This is a genomic window from Cupriavidus phytohabitans (assembly GCF_017815025.1).
In the GTDB taxonomy this organism is placed as follows: domain Bacteria; phylum Pseudomonadota; class Gammaproteobacteria; order Burkholderiales; family Burkholderiaceae; genus Cupriavidus.
On record NZ_JAGIQB010000042.1, the window covers coordinates 1 to 18,534 of the forward strand.

Annotated in this window: 20 protein-coding genes; 13 read left to right on the forward strand and 7 right to left on the reverse strand. The window is 66.5% G+C overall.

Annotation, left to right across the window (positions count from 1 at the left end):
* Positions 1 to 341: 341 nt before the first annotated feature.
* The 4 genes from J8I34_RS24815 to J8I34_RS24830 all read right to left on the reverse strand — a co-directional run bounded on the left by J8I34_RS24815 (position 342) and on the right by J8I34_RS24830 (position 3,571).
* The gene (locus J8I34_RS24815; protein ID WP_209807204.1) at positions 342 to 1,118 is read right to left on the reverse strand and encodes an enoyl-CoA hydratase; all 777 of its coding nucleotides are present in this window, start codon (positions 1,116 to 1,118) and stop codon (positions 342 to 344) included.
* Between the two features lie 95 nt (positions 1,119 to 1,213).
* A complete protein-coding gene (locus J8I34_RS24820; RefSeq protein WP_209807229.1) occupies positions 1,214 to 1,966 on the reverse strand; it encodes an amino acid ABC transporter ATP-binding protein in 753 nt (250 codons plus the stop codon).
* A gap of 37 nt (positions 1,967 to 2,003) precedes the next feature.
* A complete protein-coding gene (locus J8I34_RS24825) occupies positions 2,004 to 2,657 on the reverse strand; it encodes an amino acid ABC transporter permease (RefSeq protein ID WP_209807205.1) in 654 nt (217 codons plus the stop codon).
* A 119-nt stretch (positions 2,658 to 2,776) separates the two neighbouring features.
* The gene (locus J8I34_RS24830; RefSeq protein WP_029048314.1) at positions 2,777 to 3,571 is read right to left on the reverse strand and encodes an amino acid ABC transporter substrate-binding protein; all 795 of its coding nucleotides are present in this window, start codon (positions 3,569 to 3,571) and stop codon (positions 2,777 to 2,779) included.
* A 329-nt stretch (positions 3,572 to 3,900) separates the two neighbouring features.
* Between J8I34_RS24830 and paaG the strand changes: the two genes are divergently transcribed.
* The 3 genes from paaG to paaK are packed head-to-tail and all read left to right on the forward strand — an operon-like array spanning position 3,901 to position 6,566.
* Positions 3,901 to 4,725, forward strand: coding sequence for a 2-(1,2-epoxy-1,2-dihydrophenyl)acetyl-CoA isomerase PaaG (gene paaG, locus J8I34_RS24835; protein ID WP_245176115.1), 825 nt, complete (start codon positions 3,901 to 3,903; stop codon positions 4,723 to 4,725).
* A 48-nt stretch (positions 4,726 to 4,773) separates the two neighbouring features.
* The gene (gene paaI, locus J8I34_RS24840) at positions 4,774 to 5,217 is read left to right on the forward strand and encodes a hydroxyphenylacetyl-CoA thioesterase PaaI (protein ID WP_029048316.1); all 444 of its coding nucleotides are present in this window, start codon (positions 4,774 to 4,776) and stop codon (positions 5,215 to 5,217) included.
* A 44-nt stretch (positions 5,218 to 5,261) separates the two neighbouring features.
* Positions 5,262 to 6,566, forward strand: a complete 1,305-nt coding sequence (paaK, locus tag J8I34_RS24845; RefSeq protein WP_029048317.1) for a phenylacetate--CoA ligase PaaK — start codon at positions 5,262 to 5,264, stop codon at positions 6,564 to 6,566.
* A 75-nt stretch (positions 6,567 to 6,641) separates the two neighbouring features.
* Here paaK and mltA read toward each other — a convergent pair whose 3' ends face one another.
* A complete protein-coding gene (mltA, locus tag J8I34_RS24850; RefSeq protein ID WP_209807206.1) occupies positions 6,642 to 7,778 on the reverse strand; it encodes a murein transglycosylase A in 1,137 nt (378 codons plus the stop codon).
* Positions 7,779 to 7,887: 109 nt separating this feature from the next.
* Between mltA and J8I34_RS24855 the strand changes: the two genes are divergently transcribed.
* Positions 7,888 to 8,109, forward strand: coding sequence for a hypothetical protein (locus tag J8I34_RS24855; protein WP_209807207.1), 222 nt, complete (start codon positions 7,888 to 7,890; stop codon positions 8,107 to 8,109).
* A gap of 63 nt (positions 8,110 to 8,172) precedes the next feature.
* Here the strand turns inward: J8I34_RS24855 and apaG are convergent, their stop codons facing one another.
* Entirely contained in the window at positions 8,173 to 8,547 is a 375-nt protein-coding gene (gene apaG, locus J8I34_RS24860; RefSeq protein ID WP_012353991.1) for a Co2+/Mg2+ efflux facilitator ApaG/CorD, read from the reverse strand.
* A gap of 246 nt (positions 8,548 to 8,793) precedes the next feature.
* Here apaG and rpe point away from each other — a divergent pair, with 246 nt between their 5' ends.
* The 8 genes from rpe to J8I34_RS24900 all read left to right on the forward strand — a co-directional run bounded on the left by rpe (position 8,794) and on the right by J8I34_RS24900 (position 16,262).
* Positions 8,794 to 9,495 (forward strand): ribulose-phosphate 3-epimerase, encoded by a 702-nt coding sequence (gene rpe, locus J8I34_RS24865; protein WP_209776225.1) that lies wholly within the window; start codon positions 8,794 to 8,796, stop codon positions 9,493 to 9,495.
* Positions 9,492 to 10,235: a phosphoglycolate phosphatase gene (gene gph / locus J8I34_RS24870; RefSeq protein ID WP_209807208.1), complete on the forward strand. Its 744-nt coding sequence runs from the start codon at positions 9,492 to 9,494 to the stop codon at positions 10,233 to 10,235. The genes rpe and gph overlap by 4 nt, the downstream gene beginning before the upstream one ends.
* A gap of 447 nt (positions 10,236 to 10,682) precedes the next feature.
* A complete protein-coding gene (trpE, locus tag J8I34_RS24875) occupies positions 10,683 to 12,212 on the forward strand; it encodes an anthranilate synthase component I (protein WP_029048322.1) in 1,530 nt (509 codons plus the stop codon).
* 20 nt (positions 12,213 to 12,232) lie between these two features.
* A complete protein-coding gene (locus tag J8I34_RS24880; RefSeq protein ID WP_029048323.1) occupies positions 12,233 to 12,802 on the forward strand; it encodes an aminodeoxychorismate/anthranilate synthase component II in 570 nt (189 codons plus the stop codon).
* Positions 12,803 to 12,864: 62 nt separating this feature from the next.
* A complete protein-coding gene (gene trpD, locus J8I34_RS24885) occupies positions 12,865 to 13,890 on the forward strand; it encodes an anthranilate phosphoribosyltransferase (RefSeq protein ID WP_156914413.1) in 1,026 nt (341 codons plus the stop codon).
* 11 nt (positions 13,891 to 13,901) lie between these two features.
* Positions 13,902 to 14,705, forward strand: coding sequence for an indole-3-glycerol phosphate synthase TrpC (gene trpC, locus J8I34_RS24890; protein WP_029048325.1), 804 nt, complete (start codon positions 13,902 to 13,904; stop codon positions 14,703 to 14,705).
* 120 nt (positions 14,706 to 14,825) lie between these two features.
* Complete coding sequence (locus J8I34_RS24895) at positions 14,826 to 15,455, forward strand: CYTH domain-containing protein (protein ID WP_209776220.1); 630 nt, start codon at positions 14,826 to 14,828, stop codon at positions 15,453 to 15,455.
* A 33-nt stretch (positions 15,456 to 15,488) separates the two neighbouring features.
* The gene (locus tag J8I34_RS24900; protein WP_209807209.1) at positions 15,489 to 16,262 is read left to right on the forward strand and encodes a uracil-DNA glycosylase; all 774 of its coding nucleotides are present in this window, start codon (positions 15,489 to 15,491) and stop codon (positions 16,260 to 16,262) included.
* A 4-nt stretch (positions 16,263 to 16,266) separates the two neighbouring features.
* Here J8I34_RS24900 and J8I34_RS24905 read toward each other — a convergent pair whose 3' ends face one another.
* Positions 16,267 to 16,545, reverse strand: coding sequence for an acylphosphatase (locus tag J8I34_RS24905; RefSeq protein ID WP_029048328.1), 279 nt, complete (start codon positions 16,543 to 16,545; stop codon positions 16,267 to 16,269).
* Positions 16,546 to 16,774: 229 nt separating this feature from the next.
* On the opposite strand from J8I34_RS24905, the gene J8I34_RS24910 reads away from it, so the two are divergent.
* Positions 16,775 to 18,529: an ABC transporter permease gene (locus J8I34_RS24910; protein WP_209807210.1), complete on the forward strand. Its 1,755-nt coding sequence runs from the start codon at positions 16,775 to 16,777 to the stop codon at positions 18,527 to 18,529.
* The last annotated feature ends 5 nt before the right edge of the window (positions 18,530 to 18,534 follow it).

The following is an 18,534-nucleotide window of genomic DNA, read 5'->3' on the forward strand; positions in this document are numbered from 1 at the left end:
GTCTGCAGCAGAGAAACGAAATTATGCAGAGCTTTCTTCGTTTCGTCAACCGTTTCAGCAATCTTTTTTTGCTGCAGCCAGCGCGCCAACTTCGCCGCGCCAACCTCCCGGTCGACCCCGCAACCCTTGTCAGTGCTGCCTTGCAGCGCCGCGTTGTGTTGCGAGGGGGCGAATATTAGGCCGGTTTGGCTGACCTTGCAACACCTTTGTCACAGCGCGCAGTTAGGGGATTGCGTGATTATGTCCTAACCCCTTGAGTGATAAAGAAAAACCTCCTAATAGCCAACGCGGTGATCCTTTAATACCCCCGCGCGGCCGTCGGGTATTCCCCTATCAAGTTCTCAGCGATGCTGGAAATTGGGCGGGCGCTTCTCTACGAAAGCGGCCATACCTTCCTTTTGGTCTTCACTGGCAAAGGTGGAATGGAACAGCCTGCGCTCGAAGTGCACGCCTTCGGCCAGCGTGGTCTCGTAGGCGGCGTTGACCGACTCCTTGATCATCATGACCACCGGCAACGAGAACCCGGCGATGGTTTCGGCGGCGGCCAGGACTTCATCCAGCAGCTTGTCCGCCGGCACCACGCGCGACACCAGGCCGGAGCGCTCGGCTTCGGCGGCATCCATCATGCGCGAGGTCAGGCACAGGTCCATCGCCTTGGCCTTTGACACCGCGCGCGGCAGGCGCTGGGTGCCGCCGGCACCGGGCATGGTGCCGAGCTTGACTTCCGGCTGGCCGAACCTGGCCGAGTCCGCCGCGATGATGATGTCGCACATCATCGCCAGCTCGCAGCCTCCGCCCAGCGCATAGCCCGCCACGCCAGCGATCACCGGCTTGCGGATCTTGCGGATGGTTTCCCAGTTGCGGGTGATGTAGTCGCCCTTGTAGACATCCATGAAGGAATACTTGGCCATCATGCCGATATCGGCGCCGGCGGCAAAAGCGCGGTCGCTGCCCGTAATGACGATGGCGCCGATGCCCTCATCCTGGTCGAACGCCGTCAGTGCGGCACTCAGTTCATCCATCAGCGCGTCGTTGAGCGCGTTCAGCGCCTTGGGACGGTTCAGCGTAACCAGACCAACGCGGCCGCGCGTCTCGACCAGGATGTTTTCGTACGGCATGTCTTCTCCTATGTATTGGCAAACAGATGGCAGTGTCGCCACCGGCTGCGGGCTATTCTGCCATCTGTCGTGGCATGGCGGCGTTAGTCCCGGCGTTAGAGCATGTGCGCAAGGAATTCGCGGGTGCGAGCATGGGCAGGCGCGCCAAACACGTCGGCGGGCGTGCCTTCCTCGAGGATCCTGCCTTCGTCCATAAAGACGACGTGGTTGGCCACTTCGCGCGCAAACCCCATCTCGTGCGTGACGACGAGCATGGTCATATGCTCGTCCGCCAGTTGCCGCATGGTGCGCAACACTTCCCCCGTCAGCTCCGGATCGAGCGCCGAGGTCGGTTCGTCGAACAGCATGATGTCGGGCTCCATCGCCAGCGCGCGCGCAATCGCCACGCGCTGCTTCTGGCCACCTGACAAGCGCGCCGGATAGTTGTCCCGTTTGGCCAGCAGGCCGACCTTGCGCAACAGTTCCTCGGCCTTGGGCACCGCCGCGTCGCGCGACAGCCCCTTGACGGTCATGGGCGCCTCGATGATGTTCTGCAGCACCGTCATGTGCGGGAACAGGTTGAACGACTGGAACACCATGCCCATCTTGCGGCAGATGCGGCGAACCTCCGCCTCCGGCACATATTTGGAGGCACCGCCGGCGCCAGCGGCCGCCAGCGACTCCCCTTCGATCTCGATGGTGCCGCGGTCGATCACCTCGAGATGGTTCAGGCAGCGCAGCAAGGTACTCTTGCCGGAGCCCGAGGGCCCGATCACCGCGGTGACATCGCCCTTGCGCAGCGTCAGCGAGACGCCGCGCAGGACATGCAGCGATCCGAACGACTTGAAGATGTCCCGCGCCGAGATCATGGTGCCGGGCGTGCGATCAGAGGTGGCGCCGTTCGGGCTAATCATCATGTTTGGCATTGCGTTTTTCGAGATTCTGGAAGAACCAGGTCAGAATCAGGGTCATCACCAGATAGAAGAGCGCGGCAACCAGGAAAGGCGTAGTTGTGAAATCGCGCTGCACGATGCCGCGCGCGGTACGGAGGATATCGTTGAGGGCCAGCACGTAGATCAGCGACGTGTCCTTGATCAGCGTAATGGTTTCGTTGCTGACCGGCGGCAGCACGCGGCTGACCATCTGCGGCAGCACCACGCGCCGCATGGTCTGGAAGTACGTCATGCCCAGCGCCTTGCTGGCTTCATACTGCCCACGGTCGACGGACTTGATCCCGGCGCGGAAGATTTCCGCGAAGTACGCGGCGTAGTTGAGCGCAAATGCCACCACGGCCGCGGGAAAATCGGGCAGCCTTACGCCGATGACTGGCACGAACGGCAACGCAAAATAGATAAACAGCATCTGCAGCATCAGCGGCGTGCCGCGCATCAGCCAGATGTAGCCATTGACGGCACCGCTCAGCAGCGGCCATGACGAGATGCGCGCCAGCGCCAGCGCAAGCCCCAGCGGCACTGACAGGGCGAGCGTGATGACGAACAGGGTGAGCGTGACTTTCGCACCCTGCGCCAATGGCCCCAGTAGAGATAAGACGTAATCCATGTCGCGCGAACGGAAGGAGAAAGGATTGCAGGCAGCGGGCCGTCGCGCGGCCAGCGCCCGAGTCCGGAAGGAAGCCGGCGCCCTGCCTGAACCGCGCAGGGCGCCGTGTAGCGCCTGGATTACTTGGTGATATCGGTGCCGAACCACTGGGTGGCGATGCGGGCAGCCGTGCCGTCCTGCTTCATCGATGCCAGGGTCTTGTCCAGCTTGCCGAGCAGTTCGGCGTCATCCTTGCGGACGCCAACGCCGTAATCCTCGGTGCCGAAGTTCTCTTCCAGCACGCGGTATTCTCCGGCTCGCTTGCTGATCAGGTAGCGGCCCACCACTTCATCGACCACGATTGCGTCGAGGCGCCCGGCGGACAGGTCCATCAGCGCCGTCACGTTATCGCCGAAGGTCTTGAGCTCCTTCAGGCTGGCGGCGATCTGGCTTTCCTTCTTGATGGCATCCACCGCGCTGCTGCCGTCCTGCGCGCCGACGATGCGGCCGGCCAGGTCCGCCTTGGCCTTCACCGGCGAATTGGTGCCGACGATGACGATCTGGTGGTTGGTCATGTAGGGCGCGGTAAAGCTGATGTTCTTTTTGCGCTCGTCGGTGATGGTCAGGCCGTTCCACAGCACGTCCACGCGCTTGCCATTCAGCTCGGCTTCCTTGGCACTCCAGTCGATCGGCTTGAATTCGACCGCCATGCCCAGGCGGCGGCTGGCCTCTTTCGCCATATCGATATCGAAGCCGACGATCTCGTTATTGGTATCGCGGAAACCCATGGGCGGGAAATTGTCATCCAGGCCGACGATGATCCTGTTGGTGGCGGCGCTGTCCGTGCTGCCGGCGGCCGGCGCCGGTTCGTTCTTGCCGCACGCGGCGAACAACGCCACGGACGAAACCAAAAGGAATGCTGCGAACTTCTTCATAGGGAGATCCAGTGCGGAAAAGGCAAAAAGGAAGGAATCAGTGAAACAGTCTTGCGCGCCGGCGCACGCACGGGCACCAACGATGCTGCAATTGTTGTTGGCAGCGCGATTATAGAGCGACACCGGTTGCAGGCATTGCGTCCGTCATCGCATTTGCGGAGCGGGAGCGCGGGTTAGTACTGATAAAGCACCCCGGCCGGACGCCCTTACGCTGAGCGGGATGGCTCACGCATCCGGCATTTAGTGCTACTATTTTCCGACCGACTGGTCGGTTTATTTTAGTGGCGTCAGCCCCGCGCCCATCCCGAAGAACCAGGCAGGAGACCAACATGCCCCCAATGCCCACGCCCGCTGGCCAGCCGGTCAGTATCGATACCGGCCCCATCCTGCTCCAATGGCAGGGGCCCGTCGCGGTGATCACGCTGAACCGCCCCGACAAGCTCAACAGCTTTACCCGCGAAATGCACAAGGCGCTGCAGCAGGCACTCGACCACGTCGAGGCCGGCGGCGCGCGGGCGCTGCTGCTGACCGGCGCCGGCCGCGGCTTCTGCGCCGGGCAGGACCTGGCCGACCTGGATTTCACGCCCGGCCAGATGACCGACCTGGGCGAACTGATCGACACCTGGTTCAACCCGCTGATCCGCCGGCTGCAGGCGCTGCCGCTGCCGGTGGTGGCGGCGGTCAACGGCACCGCCGCGGGTGCCGGCGCCAACCTGGCGCTGGCCTGCGACATGGTACTGGCCGCCCGCTCGGCCAACTTTATCCAGGCCTTCGTCAAGATCGGGCTGGTGCCGGATTCCGGCGGCACCTGGCTGCTGCCGAAGCGCATCGGCATGGCGCGCGCGCTGGGGCTGGCGATGACCGGCGAGCGCCTGTCCGCCGAAGAGGCCGAGAAGTGGGGCCTGATCTGGGAAGCGATGGACGACCCGCTGCTGCCCGAGCAGGCGCTGGCGCTGGCCACGCACCTCGCCGCGCAGCCCACCCGGGCGCTGGCCGCGATCAAGCGCGCCATGTACGCCAGCGGCACTGCCAGCCTCGATGCCCAGCTCGACCTGGAACGCGACCTGCAGCGCGACCTCGGCGAGTCCGCGGACTATGCAGAGGGCGTCAACGCCTTCCTGGAAAAGCGCGCCGCCCGCTTCACCGGCAAGTAAGCGCCCCTGCGCGCCTGCACGGCGCCGCCCTTCCTCAAGGAGAGAATATTGCACAAGGACCCACAGGCCCTCGCCGAAGCGGCCGCTGCCGCCATGTATGAAGCCGACACCTGCAGCCGCTGGCTCGGGATCACCGTCGAAGCGGTCCGCCCCGGGTACGCCCGGCTGACCATGCCGGTACGCAACGAATTTCTGAACGGGCATGGCATCTGCCATGGCGGCCTGATGTTCACGCTGGCCGATTCGACCTTCGCGTTCGCCTGCAACAGCCATAACATCAATACCGTGGCAGCCGGCTGCAGCATCGAGTTCCTCAAACCCGTGCATGGCGGCGACGTGCTGACCGCCGAAGGGATCGAGCAGACCCTGTCGGGCCGCCACGGTATCTACGACATCCGCGTGACCAATGCCGCCGGCGAGGTGGTGGCGATGTTCCGCGGCAAGTCAGCGCATATCAAGGGCCATGTCGTGCCGCCGGATGCCATCGCCTGAACGCCGCAGTCACCAAGATAACCGCCCCCCGTGCAGGAGACGACATGAGCACGCGCCTGACCGATCTGCCCCTGGACCCGATCGAAACCGCCAGCCGCGCCGAGCTGCAGGCCCTGCAGCTGGAGCGGCTGAAATGGTCGCTCCACCACGCCTACGCCAATTCGCCGGTGTACCGTCGCAAGTTCGACGAGGCCGGCGTCCATCCTGACCAGCTGCAATCGCTGGCCGACCTGGCGCGCTTTCCGTTCACCAGCAAGCAGGACCTGCGCGATCACTACCCCTTCGGCATGTTCGCCGTGCCGCAAGACCGGGTGGCGCGCGTGCATGCCTCGTCCGGCACCACTGGCAAGCCGACGGTGGTCGGCTACACGCTGCAGGACATCGACAACTGGGCCACGGTGATGGCGCGCTCGATCCGCGCTTCGGGCGCAAGGCGCGGCGACAAGGTACATATCAGCTACGGCTACGGCCTCTTCACCGGCGGCCTGGGCGCGCACTACGGTGTCGAGAAAGCCGGCCTGACGGCGATCCCGTTCGGCGGCGGCCAGACCGAGCGCCAGGTCCAGCTGATCCTGGACTTCAAGCCCGAAATCATCATGGTCACGCCCAGCTACATGCTGGCGATCGCCGATGAGTTCGAGCGCCAGGGCATCGATCCGGCCAGCAGCTCGCTGCGCGTGGGCATCTTCGGCGCCGAGCCGTGGACGCCGGAAATGCGGCTGGCGATCGAGAAGCGCATGGGCATTTCCGCGGTCGATATCTATGGGCTGTCCGAGGTGATGGGCCCGGGCGTGGCCAACGAATGCGCGGAGACCAAGGACGGACCGACCATCTGGGAGGACCACTTCTACCCCGAGATCATCGACCCGGATACCGGCGAGGTGCTGCCCGACGGCGAATTCGGCGAGCTGGTCTTTACCTCGCTGACCAAGGAAGCGATGCCGGTTGTGCGCTACCGGACCCGCGACCTGACCCGCTTGCTGCCTGGCACGGCGCGGCCGGCCTTCCGCCGCATGGAGAAGGTTACCGGCCGGACCGACGACATGATGATCGTGCGCGGCGTCAACGTGTTCCCGTCGCAGATCGAGGAACTGATCCTGAAACAGGCGGAACTGGCGCCGCACTACCAGTGCGTGCTGGGCAAGGACGGCCATATGGATACGCTGACGGTACGCGTGGAATGCGCCCATGGCAGCGAGCCGGCGCGCGCGCAGGCCGCGCGCGAGCGGCTGGCGCACGAGATCAAGTCTTATATCGGGGTGACCGCCGCGATCGAGGTGCTGCCGGAGGGCGGCATCGAGCGCTCGGTGGGCAAGGCGAAGCGGATCGTGGACCAGCGGCCGCGCTGAAATCCACCGGTTTGCTCCCCTCGCCCGCTTGCGGGAGAGGGGAGACAACATTCGCAGTCTTAGCTCTGTCGACGGTCAGCTGCGCGGCATCAGCACCCACATCCTGCCGCCCTGCTTCATCCGCCCTGCAGTTTCACCGGCCGCATCGCCAGCGCCCCAGAAGAAGTCCGCGCGTACCCCGCCCTTGATGGCGCTGCCCGTATCCTGCGCGAACATCAGCCGCTGGATCGGCTCGGTCGACAGCGGGCGCGTGGTCGACAGGAACACCGGCACGCCCAGCGGGATGGTGGCGGGATCGACCGCGATCGAGCGCTCGGCGGTCAGCGGCACGCCCAGCGCGCCCACCGGGCCGTCATTGTTCGGCGGCAGCTCGCGGAAGAACACGAAGCGCGGGTTGACGTTGAGCATTTCTTCGACGCGCCCCGGGTTGGCGCGGGCCCACGCCTTGATGCCCTGCATGGTCGCCTGCGCCGGCGTGATCTCGCCGCGATCCAGCAGCCATTTGCCGAACGAGCGGAACGGCTGGTCGTTGGTGCCGCCGAAGCCGACCCGCATCACGGTGCCGTCCGCCATGCGGATCCGGCCCGAGCCCTGGATCTGCAGGAAGGCGGCCTCGACCGCGTCATCCACCCACACCAGCTCGTTGCCGCGCATGGCCGGGTTCTGCAGCAGCTCGGCGCGCCCCGGCAGCGGGCGGTTGCCGAACTGCGCGGGCTTGCGGTACAGCGGCACCTGGTAGCGCCCCTGGCGCGTGCGCGAGCCGTGCAGGATGGGCTCGTAGTAGCCGGTGATCAGGCCACTGTCGGTGCCGTCGCCGTTGACCACCCGGAACGGCTGGAAGTTGGTCTCGAAGTAGGCACGCATGGCGCTGAGGTCGCCGGCGTCGACCATCATGCCGGCAGCGCAGGCGCGGCTCCATTCGGCGCGCTTCTTCAGCGCCTGGCAGCTGGCCTGCAGCGCGGGCCAGGCGGCGCGCACGTCATCCTGGCCCCAGCCGCCGATCTCGTTCCAGCTGGCGGCCTGCAACTGGCCCTTCTGGGTCGATGAAACGGGCGGCGTGGTGCCGGACGGGCCGGTCTCGATGCGCGGCGGCGGACCGCTCATGCAGCCGGCCAGCAGCACGCCGGCGCCGGCCAGTGCCAGCCAGGCCCGGACGCCCGGGCGCGAAGTGAAGCGAGGAAGAGAAATCGAAAGGGAGTCCGCGTATGCCATCTTGCTTGTTGTTCAGTGTCCCGCGACCGGTGCCGGCCCGGCAGGGATCGCGCGGCGCAGTTGCCCTACAATCCCACCGTCATCTGTCTTTGCCACCGCCGCATCCGCCATGAGCAAGTTCTTCGAAGCCCATCCAATGCTGCTGTTCGCCCTCGAGGCCGGCGTGGCATTGTTCCTGCTGATCTTTATCGTGGTCTGGACCATGGGCACGGCCAAGAAGAACCCGCGCCCGAGCCGCGCGCCCGACGACCACCCCTCGCGCCAGCCGCAGCAGTCAACGCAAGGCCAGCAAACGCCGGTGCAGGAACAGGACAGCGCGAAGCGCCCGTAGGTTCCCGGCTGTCCGGCTGTCCGGCTGTCCGGCTGTCCGGTTTGCCGGCCGGACGCGCCGCGCTCAGTGCAGCATGCGCGGCAGCACCAGCGCGAATTCGGGGATGGGCACCTCGAAGCGGTGGCCGTCCTCGGCCACGCAGAAATACTCGCCCTTCATCGACCCGACCGGCGTCGAGATGGTGGCCCAGCTGGTGTACTCGAAATGCTCGCCCGGCTTCAGCAGCGGCTGGTGGCCCACCACGCCCAGGCCGGCGACTTCCTGCGTGCCGTTGTCGCTGTCGGTGATGATCCAGTGGCGCGAGATCAGCTGCGCCGCGACCTCGCCGGTGTTGTGGATGGTGATGGTGTAGGCGAAGGCATGGCGCCCGCGCTCGGGGTCGGACTGGTCCGGCAGGTACTGGGTGCGCACCGACACGGAGAAGGCGTACTCGCTCATCTTGGGCAGGGCCGGCGGCGGGACGGCCGGCAGGGAAATGGGTAGCCGCATTGTGCGGGATGGGCGCGGGACGGGCAAGAGCGCGGGCCGGGCGCCGCCCGGATGCGATCTCGCCGGGCGGGCGTAGAATATCGGTCTTTCGACGCCGCGCCGCCCGCCGTGCGCCCCGGCCGCCCCTGCGGCGCCCCCGGCTCCGGCCTGCCGTAGCGGCGATAACAGCATTCCCTGCATTCACCGCGCGCCATCATGACCCAGCCCACCTTCCGCATCGCCCCGTCCATCCTGTCCGCCGACTTCGCCCGCCTGGGCGAGGAAGTCCGCCGCGTGACCGAGGCCGGCGCCGACTGGATCCACTTCGACGTGATGGACAACCATTACGTGCCCAACCTGACCGTGGGCCCGCTGGTGTGCGAGGCGATCCGCCCCCACGTGACCGCGCCGATCGACGTGCACCTGATGGTGCGCCCGGTGGACCGGATCATCCCGGACTTTGCCAAGGCCGGGGCCAATATCATCACCTTCCACCCGGAAGCCAGCGAACACGTCGACCGCTCGCTCGCGCTGATCCGCGATAACGGCTGCCAGGCCGGCCTGGTGTTCAACCCGGCCACCCCGCTGCACCACCTGGACCACGTGATGGACCGCCTGGACGTAATCCTGCTGATGTCGGTCAACCCGGGCTTCGGCGGCCAGTCGTTCATCCCCGAGACGCTGAACAAGCTGCGCGCCGTGCGCCAGCGCATCGACGCATACACCGCCCGCACCGGCCGCACCATCCTGCTGGAAGTGGACGGCGGCGTGAAGGTCGACAACATCGCCGAGATCGCCGCGGCCGGCGCCGACACCTTTGTGGCGGGCTCGGCCGTATTCGGCAAGCCGGACGCCGACGGCGGCTACCGCGGCATCATCTCGGCGCTGCGCGGCGAACTGGCCAAGGTCGGCCAATGACCGCGGGCGTGGCACTGCGCCGCACCGACTGGAGCGGCATCGAAGGGGTGATCGTTGACCTGGACGGCACCATGGTCGATACGGCGGGCGACTTCCACGCGTCGATCAACGCCATGCTGCTGGCGCTGGGCCGCCAGCACCCCAACCTCGGGCCGGTGGCACCGATGTCCGAGCAGGAGATCGTCAGCTACGTCGGCAAGGGCTCGGAAAACCTGATCCGGCGCGTGCTCGACGCGCGCTTCTCGCCGCTGCACGCCAACAGCCTCTTTGCCGATGCCTACGCGCTGTATGACCGCGAGTACATCCGCATCAATGGCCAGTTCTCGCAGGTCTACCCGGGCGTGCGCGAAGGCCTGGCGGCAATGAAGGCGGCCGGGCTGCGGCTCGCCTGCGTGACCAACAAGCCCTACAGCTTCACCGAGCCGCTGCTGGCCAAGACCGGGCTGGCACAGTATTTCGAGCTGGTCTACGGCGGCGACGCGTTCCAGCTGCGCAAGCCCGACCCGTTCCCGCTGCTCAAGGTGGCGGAGGTGTTCAGGCTGGATCCGTCGGCGATGGCCGCCCTTGGCGACTCGGAAAACGACGCCCAGGCGGCCCGCGCGGCAGGCATGGGCGTGCTGCTGGTGCCCTACGGCTACAACCATGGCAATCCTGTACAAGCCGTCGAAGCCGATGGTATAGTCGACACCATTGCCCACGCCGCAGCGCTGTTCGCGGCACACCGGGCAGGTCATCGCTAGGATCGGTCTCAGGATCGATCGCGACTGAAATCCCTGAACATTCAATGTTTCTCAACCGCAAACGCATCTCTTCTGGCAGTGATCGGCAGGCTTGGCCCTGGCGTCGCTGGCGCGCCTCCCAACAGGCGTAAAGTGCGTTCGCGAGTCTGCTGACGCGCCCTCTACCCGAGGGCGTCGTTACAACCGGCTGAGGGGTCAACCCCGTGCCGGGCATCCCACCCAAACCCGCCAAAAGCCAGCGTAGCTGCGATTCTCTGCTACGTTTAGCTCAAGAACGCGCCGCACGCCCTTCCCCGGCCGTGTGCAGCCTTGTCCGCAACTTGCCTGCACCACGGCCCGCCAGACGGGGCGGGTATCGATTCGCTCCAGCCTGATTGCCGAAATGCGGCGCCGCGCCCAAACTCATCGCGCAGCGACGCCGTACAAAAGGACCGCAAGAGGACCGACATGACCGAACTGGAATTCAAATCGCTGGCCGACCAGGGCTACAACCGCATCCCGCTGATCGCCGAGGCCTTTGCCGACCTGGAAACGCCGCTGTCGCTGTACCTGAAGCTGGCGCAGTCGCAGACGCGCGGGGTCAACACCTTCCTGCTGGAATCGGTGGTCGGCGGCGAGCGCTTCGGGCGCTATTCCTTCATCGGCCTGCATGCCCGCACGCTGCTGCGCGCCTTCGGCAACCGCACCGAGGTGGTGACCGACGGCAAGGTGGTGGAAACCCACGAAGGCAATCCGCTGGACTTCATCGCCGAGTTCGAGAGCCGCTTCAAGGTGGCGCTGCGCCCGGGCCTGCCCCGCTTCTGCGGCGGCCTGGCGGGCTACTTCGGCTACGACGCGGTGCGCTATATCGAGAAGAAGCTCGCCAGCACGCAGAAGCCCGACGACCTGAACCTGCCCGATATCCAGCTGCTGCTGTGTGAAGAGCTGGCCGTGATCGACAACCTGTCGGGCAAGCTCTACCTGATCGTCTACGCCGACCCGACCACGCCGGAAGCCTATCCCCGCGCCCGCCAGCGCCTGCGCGAACTGCGCATGAAGCTGCGCCAGCCGGTGGACGTGCCGGTGACCAGCCCGTCGGTGCAGACCGAGGTCTACCGCGAGTTCGCCAAGGCGGACTACCTGAACGCGGTGCACAAGGCCAAGGAATACATCATGGCCGGCGACATGATGCAGGTGCAGATCGGCCAGCGCCTGATGAAGCCCTACCGCGACTCGCCGCTGTCGCTGTACCGCGCGCTGCGCTCCCTGAATCCGTCGCCGTACATGTATTTCTATAACTTCGGCGATTTCCAGGTGGTGGGCGCGTCGCCGGAAATCCTGGTGCGCCAGGAGGAACGCAAGGTCGGCACAAATGGAGAAAACGGCGGCGACACGCGCAGCGAGCACATCGTCACCATCCGCCCGCTGGCCGGCACCCGCCCGCGCGGCAATACGCCGGACAAGGATGCCCAGCTTGCCACCGAGCTGCTGAACGATCCCAAGGAGATCGCCGAGCACGTGATGCTGATCGACCTGGCGCGCAACGATATCGGCCGCATCGCCGAGACCGGCTCGGTCAAGGTCACCGACAAGATGGTGATCGAGAAGTACTCGCACGTGCAGCATATCGTCAGCTCGGTCGAAGGCACGCTGCGTGAAGGCATGAGCAACCTCGACGTGCTGCGCGCGACCTTCCCGGCCGGCACGCTGTCGGGCGCGCCCAAGGTGCATGCGATGGAAATCATCGACGAGCTGGAGCCGCGCAAGCGCGGCATCTATGGCGGCGCGGTGGGCTACCTGTCGTTCGGCGGCGAGATGGACCTGGCCATTGCCATCCGCACCGGCATCATCAAGGACGGCAATCTCTATGTGCAGGCCGCCGCCGGCATTGTTGCCGATTCGGACCCCGAAGCCGAATGGAGGGAAACCGAAGCCAAGGCGCGCGCCGTGATCCGCGCCGCCGAGCAGGTCCAGGATGGCCTGGACTCCGACATCTGAGAGAACAGGAGACAGACGCCATGCTGCTGATGATCGACAACTATGATTCGTTCACCTACAACCTGGTCCAATATTTTGGCGAACTGGGCGTGGAGGTGCGCACCTACCGCAACGACGAGATCACCATCGAAGAGATCGAGGCGATGAAGCCCGACCATATCTGCGTCTCGCCCGGCCCGTGCAGCCCCAGGGAAGCCGGCATCTCGGTGGCGACGCTGCAGCACTTTGCCGGCAAGGTGCCGATGCTGGGCGTGTGCCTGGGCCACCAGGCCATCGGCGAGGCGTTCGGGGGCAAGGTGATCCGCGCCAAGCAGGTGATGCACGGCAAGGTCAGCACCATCGAGACCACGCAGCAAGGCGTGTTCAGCGGCCTGCCCAGGCATTTCGATGTGACGCGCTATCATTCCCTGGCGATCGAGCGCGAGACCCTGCCCGATTGCCTGGAGATCACCGCCTGGACCCCGGACGGCGAGATCATGGGCGTGCGCCACAAGACGCTCGCCATCGAAGGCGTGCAGTTCCATCCCGAGTCGATCCTGTCCGAGCATGGCCATGCGATGCTGGCCAACTTCGTCAAGGCGCCGCGATGAGACTGCTCGACTCCGCGCCTGCCAGCACCCATCACGCCATCCAGACTGTCAACGAGAACGCCATGATCACGCCGCAAGAAGCCCTGACGCGCTGCATCGAGCACCGCGAAATCTTCCATGACGAGATGCTGCACCTGATGCGGCAGATCATGCAGGGGCAGATCTCGCCGGTGATGGCCGCCGCGATCCTGACCGGCCTGCGCGTCAAGAAGGAAACCATCGGCGAGATCTCCGCCGCCGCGCAGGTGATGCGCGAGTTCGCCAACAAGGTCGCGGTGAAGGATCGCGAGAACTTTGTCGATATCGTCGGCACCGGCGGCGATGGTTCGCATACGTTCAATATCTCGACCGCTTCGATGTTCGTCGCGGCCGCTGCCGGCGCGAAGATTGCCAAGCACGGCAACCGTGGCGTCAGTTCCAAGTCGGGCAGCGCCGACGTGCTGGAGGCGCTGGGCGTCAATATCATGCTGACGCCCGAGCAGGTCGGCCAGTGCATCGAGCAGACGGGTATCGGCTTCATGTTCGCGCCGACGCACCACCCGGCGATGAAGAACGTCGCGCCGATCCGCAAGGAAATGGGCGTGCGCACCATCTTCAATATCCTGGGCCCGCTGACCAACCCGGCCGATGCGCCCAATATCCTGATGGGCGTGTTCCATCCTGATCTGGTCGGCATCCAGGTGCGCGTGATGCAGCGCCTGGGGGCCAAGCACGCCATTGTCGTCTACGGCAAGGACGGCATGGACGAAGTCTCGCTGGGCGCGGCGACGCTGGTCGGCGAGTTGAAGGACGGCGAAGTGCGCGAGTACGAGATCCACCCCGAGGACTTCGGCCTGTCGATGGTCTCCAACCGCGGCCTGAAGGTGGCCGATGCCGCCGAATCGAAGGAGATGCTGCTGGAAGCGCTGTCCAACGTGCCGGGCACGCCGCGCGAGATCGTGTCGCTGAACGCCGGCACCGCGCTGTATGCCGCCAACGTGGCCGACTCGGTCGAGGACGGCATCCGCCGCGCGCGCGAAGCCATCGCCAGCGGCGCGGCGCGCGAGAAGCTCGACCAGTTCGTGCGCGCCACGCAGCAGTTCAAATAAGAGGCGCTGATATGTCCGATATCCTGGAAAAAATCCTGGCCGTGAAGGCCGACGAAGTGGCCGCCGCGCGCAAGAAGCGCGACCTGCCCAGCCTGCGTGCCGAGGCCGAGAGCCTGCGCACCGAGCCCGGCCTGGCGCCGCGCGGTTTCGAGCGCGCGCTGCGCGACAAGATCGCCGCGGGCCATGCCGGCGTGATCGCGGAGGTGAAGAAGGCCTCGCCGTCCAAGGGCGTGCTGCGCGAAAACTTCGTGCCCGAGGCCATCGCCGAGAGCTACGCCACGCACGGCGCGGCCTGCCTGTCGGTGCTGACCGACGTGAACTTCTTCCAGGGCCATGCCGATTTCCTCAAGCGCGCGCGCGGCGCCTGCCCGCTGCCGGCGCTGCGCAAGGACTTCATGGTCGACCTGTACCAGGTCTACGAGGCTCGCACCTGGGGCGCCGACTGCATCCTGCTGATCGTCGCCGCGCTGGACCACGGCCTGATGGCCGAGCTCGAAGCCTGCGCGCTGGAACTCGGCATGGACGTGCTGGTGGAAGTCCATGGCGACGATGAGCTGGATGCCGCGCTGCGGCTGAAGACGCCGCTGCTGGGCGTGAACAACCGCAACCTGCGTACGTTCGAGGTGTCGCTGGACAACACGCTGGACCTGCTGCCGCATATTTCGGCTGACAAGCTGGTGGTGACGGAATCGGGCATCCTCGGGCCGGCGGACGTGAAGCGCATGCGAGATGGCAACGTGCATGCGTTCCTGGTGGGCGAGGCGTTCATGCGGGCGAAGGATCCGGGCCTGGAGCTGGCGCGGTTGTTTGCCTGAGGGTAAAAGCGGATTAAGGCCTACCGCTTGTTTGCTCCCCTCTCCCGCGCGCGGGAGAGGGGACCGGCTTGTGGTGATGGAACCGTGTCGCCATTGCTGACTGCTTAAGCCCATATCGAAATGCCTCAGGAAATCGAACTCAAACTCGCCGTCCCCGACGCCGCCCTTGCCCCGCTGGCCGCCTGGCTCGACGCCAACGGCCAGCCGCGAGGCGAAGCCACGCTGCTCAACGTCTACCTCGACACGCCCGAACACGACCTGGCCCAGATCCGCGCCGCGCTGCGCCTGCGCCGCAAGGGGGCGCAATGGCTGCAGACCCTGAAGACCGCCGGCAGCAGCCAGGGCGGGCTGGCCACGCGCCATGAATGGGAAACCGGCATCGCTGGCGAGGCCATCGAGCTGCAGACCTTCCCCGCTGAGGCGCAAGCCGTGCTCGCGCCACTGGTCGGCAAGCTGGCACCGGTGTTCCGTACCGACTTTATCCGCCGCACCTGGATCGTCACGCAGGACGGCGCGCGTATTGAAGCCGCCCTCGATACCGGCACCATTACCGCACCGGCCAGCGCCGCGCAGGAACGTATCCAGGAACTCGAACTGGAATGGCTCGACGGCGACGCCGCGCACGCGGCCGATGCCCTGCGCGCCTTTGCCGCACGGCTTGCTGCCGTGGCCACGCTGGCGCCGTCCGACCTCAGTAAAGCCGCGCGCGGCTACCGCCTGGCGGGAATCGCCGAAGGCAAGGCGTCATAATCGCGGTTTTTCCCGCCCAGGCATTCCTCACGCATGCAAGCCGATCTCTTCGCCGCCGAAGCGCCCCGCGCGCCCGGCGAGCCTTCCCCCACCGCCAGCCTGCAGGCCCAGGCCGGTGCCCTCCCCGCCGCCTGGCGCGCGCTGCTGGCGCCCTGCATCACCGTGCCGGCATGGCAGGAACTGGCCGCCTTTGTCGATGGCGAACGCGCCGCCGGCAAGCCAGTGTTTCCGCACCACGTCTTCCACGCGCTGCACCTGACGCCGCCGGATGCGGTCAAGGTCGTGATCCTGGGCCAGGATCCATATCACGGCACCGGCACGGTCGGCGGCGTGGAGCTGCCGCAGGCGCACGGCCTGGCCTTTTCGGTACCGGAAGGCATCAAGGTGCCGCCCAGCCTGCGCAACATCTTCAAGGAAATCGCCGCCGAGTTCGGCACGGATGGCACCTTGCCGCGCACCTCGGGCAACCTGGAAGGCTGGGCACGCCAGGGCGTGCTGCTGCTGAACACCGTGCTGACGGTCGAGCAGGGCCAGGCCGCCAGCCACGCGCGGCGCGGCTGGGAGGCGGTCACCGACTGCCTGATCCACGCGCTGGCCGCGAGCCGCCCGAACCTGGTGTTCATGCTGTGGGGCAGCCACGCCCAGGCCAAGAAGCCGCTGCTGGGCGATGGCCATCGCGTGCTCGAAGCGCCGCATCCTTCGCCGCTGTCGGCGCATCGCGGCTTCCTCGGCTGCGGCCACTTCCGCGAAGCCAACCGCTGGCTCGAAGCGCACGGCCGCGCGCCGGTCGACTGGACTGCCGCCTGATCGACTAGATAGTAGGCCGGAACTCGAACCCCGCGAACTCCCCTTCCCCGCGCCCGACCTCGACAAACGTCACTTGCGCCGCAGGCGGGCCCGTTTCCATCCACGCCTGCAGCGCTTCGAGCTGCTTGACCGTGCCGTGCGCCATCACCTCGACGGTGCCGTCGACCCGGTTGCGCACCCAGCCGCCCAGCCCGAGTTCGTCCGCCGCGTCGGCGCAGGCGGCGCGATAGCCCACGCCCTGCACGCGCCCATGCGCGACCAGGCGCCAGGTTGCCTTCTTCATGGCCGTTTCCCTGTAAGCGCACGCCAGGCGTGCGCGTTCTGTCGTCGACACCAAGTAAACTAGACTGCCATGCCGGGCGTTACAAAGGGATGCGCGCCGCCCGGCGTGATCAGCGTGGAGCCGGCGGCATGCGGGCTTTGCCGTTGTCCGCCGGGGCCGCGAACCAGGAGCAGGCCACAAGCCTTCGCCCTTCCAGGTCGACACAGCTCGACACAGCTCGAGAAGCGCCATGATGCCACCCGCCAACCGCCGCGCGGAACAACCTGCCCCTGGCTTCGACAGCCAGCTGCTGCGCGCGCCGCCCAACCGCTTCGACCTGGCGCTGCTGCCGATCATCCTGGCCGTGATCGTGATGATCGCGTTCGCCGCGCAGCAGATGAATGCCCCGTTCCACCCCGACCAGCAGCTGGCGGTGCACCTGGACGTGGCCTACCTGCCCTACTACCTGATGCGCACCAGCATCCGCATGCTGGCGGCGCTGGCGGCGTCACTGCTGTTCTCCCTGGCGTTCGCGGCGCTGGCGTCCAAGAGCCGCACCGCCGAGAAGGTGCTGGTGCCGGCGCTGGACATCCTGCAGTCGATCCCGGTGCTGGGCTTCCTGTCGATCACGGTGACGGGCTTTATCGCGCTCTTCCCCGGCAATATCGCCGGCGTGGAATGCGCGGCGATCTTCGCCATCTTCACCTCGCAGGCGTGGAACATGGCGTTCAGCCTGTACCAGTCGTTCCGCACCATCCCGGGCGACCTGCTCGAGGCCGCGGCCATGTTCCGGCTCTCGCCATGGCAGCGCTTCTGGCGGCTGGAAGTGCCGTTCGCGATGCCGGGACTGCTGTGGAACATGATGATGTCGATGTCGGGCGGCTGGTTCTTCGTGGTCGCGTCCGAGGCGATCTCGGTGTCGGGGCACGATATCCGCCTGCCGGGCATCGGCTCCTACATCGCGCTGGCGATCCAGCAGCAGGACCTGGCCGCGATCGGCTGGGCGATCCTGGCCATGCTGCTCGGCATCCTGCTGTACGACCAGCTGCTGTTCCGCCCGCTGGTGGCATGGGCCGACCGCTTCCGCTTCGAGACGCTGGCGCAGGACAAGCTGCCGCAGTCGTGGCTGCTGGACCTGCTGCGGCGCTCGGCGTGGGTCGGCGCGCTGCTGGCGCATGCGGCGGCGCTGGCCTCGCGCACGCTGGCCTGGGGCGCGCAGCGGCGCTCGCCAGTCGCTGCGCGGCCTGCCGACCCGCGCCGCGCGCAGTGGCTCGGCCGCGCGCGTGACGCGGTGATCGTGCTGGTGGCGCTGGCGGCGCTGGTGCGCATCGGCTACTTCGTGCATAGCGAAGTGGGCTGGGCCGAGGTCGGTCACGTGCTGTGGCTCGGCACCATCACCATGGTGCGCGTGGTGGTGCTGATCGCGCTGGCGGCGCTGGTATGGGTGCCGATCGGCATCCGCATCGGCCTGAACCCCGACCTGGCACGTGTCGCGCAGCCGGTGGCGCAGTTCCTGGCGGCGTTCCCGGCCAACCTGATGTTCCCGCTGGCGGTGATGCTGATCGCTCGCTTCGGCCTGAACCCGGAGATCTGGCTGAGCCCGCTGCTGGTGTTCGGCACGCAGTGGTACATCCTCTTCAACGTGGTGGCGGGCGCTTCGGGCATCCCCACCGAGCTGAAGCTGGCGGCGCGCAACTTCGGCTTGCGCGGCTGGTTGCTGTGGAAGCGCTTCCTGATCCCGGCGGTGTTCCCCAGCCTGCTGACCGGGCTGGTGACGGCCGCCGGCGGTTCTTGGAATGCCAGCATCGTGTCCGAGTACGTGACCTGGGGCGACCGCACCATCGTCGCCACCGGGCTCGGCAGCTATATCGCCGAGACCACCGCGCGCGGCGACTTCCCGCGCATCGCGCTGGGCATCGGCGTGATGGCGTTGTTCGTGGTCGGCTTCAACCGGCTGCTGTGGAACCGACTGTACCAACTCGCGCAAGAGCGCACCCGCCTGTAAGGCAA

What these genes read in the sequence shown, in the direction of transcription:
- J8I34_RS24815 (WP_209807204.1), bottom strand. Translation starts at nt 1,118, where the DNA reads ATGCCGTACGAAAACATCCTGGTCGAGACGCGCGGCCGCGTTGGTCTG.
- J8I34_RS24820 (WP_209807229.1), bottom strand. Translation starts at nt 1,966, where the DNA reads ATGATCTCGGCGCGGGACATCTTCAAGTCGTTCGGATCGCTGCATGTC.
- J8I34_RS24825 (WP_209807205.1), bottom strand. Translation starts at nt 2,657, where the DNA reads ATGGATTACGTCTTATCTCTACTGGGGCCATTGGCGCAGGGTGCGAAA.
- J8I34_RS24830 (WP_029048314.1), bottom strand. Translation starts at nt 3,571, where the DNA reads ATGAAGAAGTTCGCAGCATTCCTTTTGGTTTCGTCCGTGGCGTTGTTC.
- paaG (WP_245176115.1), top strand. Translation starts at nt 3,901, where the DNA reads ATGCCCCCAATGCCCACGCCCGCTGGCCAGCCGGTCAGTATCGATACC.
- paaK (WP_029048317.1), top strand. Translation starts at nt 5,262, where the DNA reads ATGAGCACGCGCCTGACCGATCTGCCCCTGGACCCGATCGAAACCGCC.
- mltA (WP_209807206.1), bottom strand. Translation starts at nt 7,778, where the DNA reads ATGGCATACGCGGACTCCCTTTCGATTTCTCTTCCTCGCTTCACTTCG.
- J8I34_RS24855 (WP_209807207.1), top strand. Translation starts at nt 7,888, where the DNA reads ATGAGCAAGTTCTTCGAAGCCCATCCAATGCTGCTGTTCGCCCTCGAG.
- apaG (WP_012353991.1), bottom strand. Translation starts at nt 8,547, where the DNA reads ATGAGCGAGTACGCCTTCTCCGTGTCGGTGCGCACCCAGTACCTGCCG.
- rpe (WP_209776225.1), top strand. Translation starts at nt 8,794, where the DNA reads ATGACCCAGCCCACCTTCCGCATCGCCCCGTCCATCCTGTCCGCCGAC.
- gph (WP_209807208.1), top strand. Translation starts at nt 9,492, where the DNA reads ATGACCGCGGGCGTGGCACTGCGCCGCACCGACTGGAGCGGCATCGAA.
- trpE (WP_029048322.1), top strand. Translation starts at nt 10,683, where the DNA reads ATGACCGAACTGGAATTCAAATCGCTGGCCGACCAGGGCTACAACCGC.
- J8I34_RS24880 (WP_029048323.1), top strand. Translation starts at nt 12,233, where the DNA reads ATGCTGCTGATGATCGACAACTATGATTCGTTCACCTACAACCTGGTC.
- trpD (WP_156914413.1), top strand. Translation starts at nt 12,865, where the DNA reads ATGATCACGCCGCAAGAAGCCCTGACGCGCTGCATCGAGCACCGCGAA.
- trpC (WP_029048325.1), top strand. Translation starts at nt 13,902, where the DNA reads ATGTCCGATATCCTGGAAAAAATCCTGGCCGTGAAGGCCGACGAAGTG.
- J8I34_RS24895 (WP_209776220.1), top strand. Translation starts at nt 14,826, where the DNA reads ATGCCTCAGGAAATCGAACTCAAACTCGCCGTCCCCGACGCCGCCCTT.
- J8I34_RS24900 (WP_209807209.1), top strand. Translation starts at nt 15,489, where the DNA reads ATGCAAGCCGATCTCTTCGCCGCCGAAGCGCCCCGCGCGCCCGGCGAG.
- J8I34_RS24905 (WP_029048328.1), bottom strand. Translation starts at nt 16,545, where the DNA reads ATGAAGAAGGCAACCTGGCGCCTGGTCGCGCATGGGCGCGTGCAGGGC.
- J8I34_RS24910 (WP_209807210.1), top strand. Translation starts at nt 16,775, where the DNA reads ATGATGCCACCCGCCAACCGCCGCGCGGAACAACCTGCCCCTGGCTTC.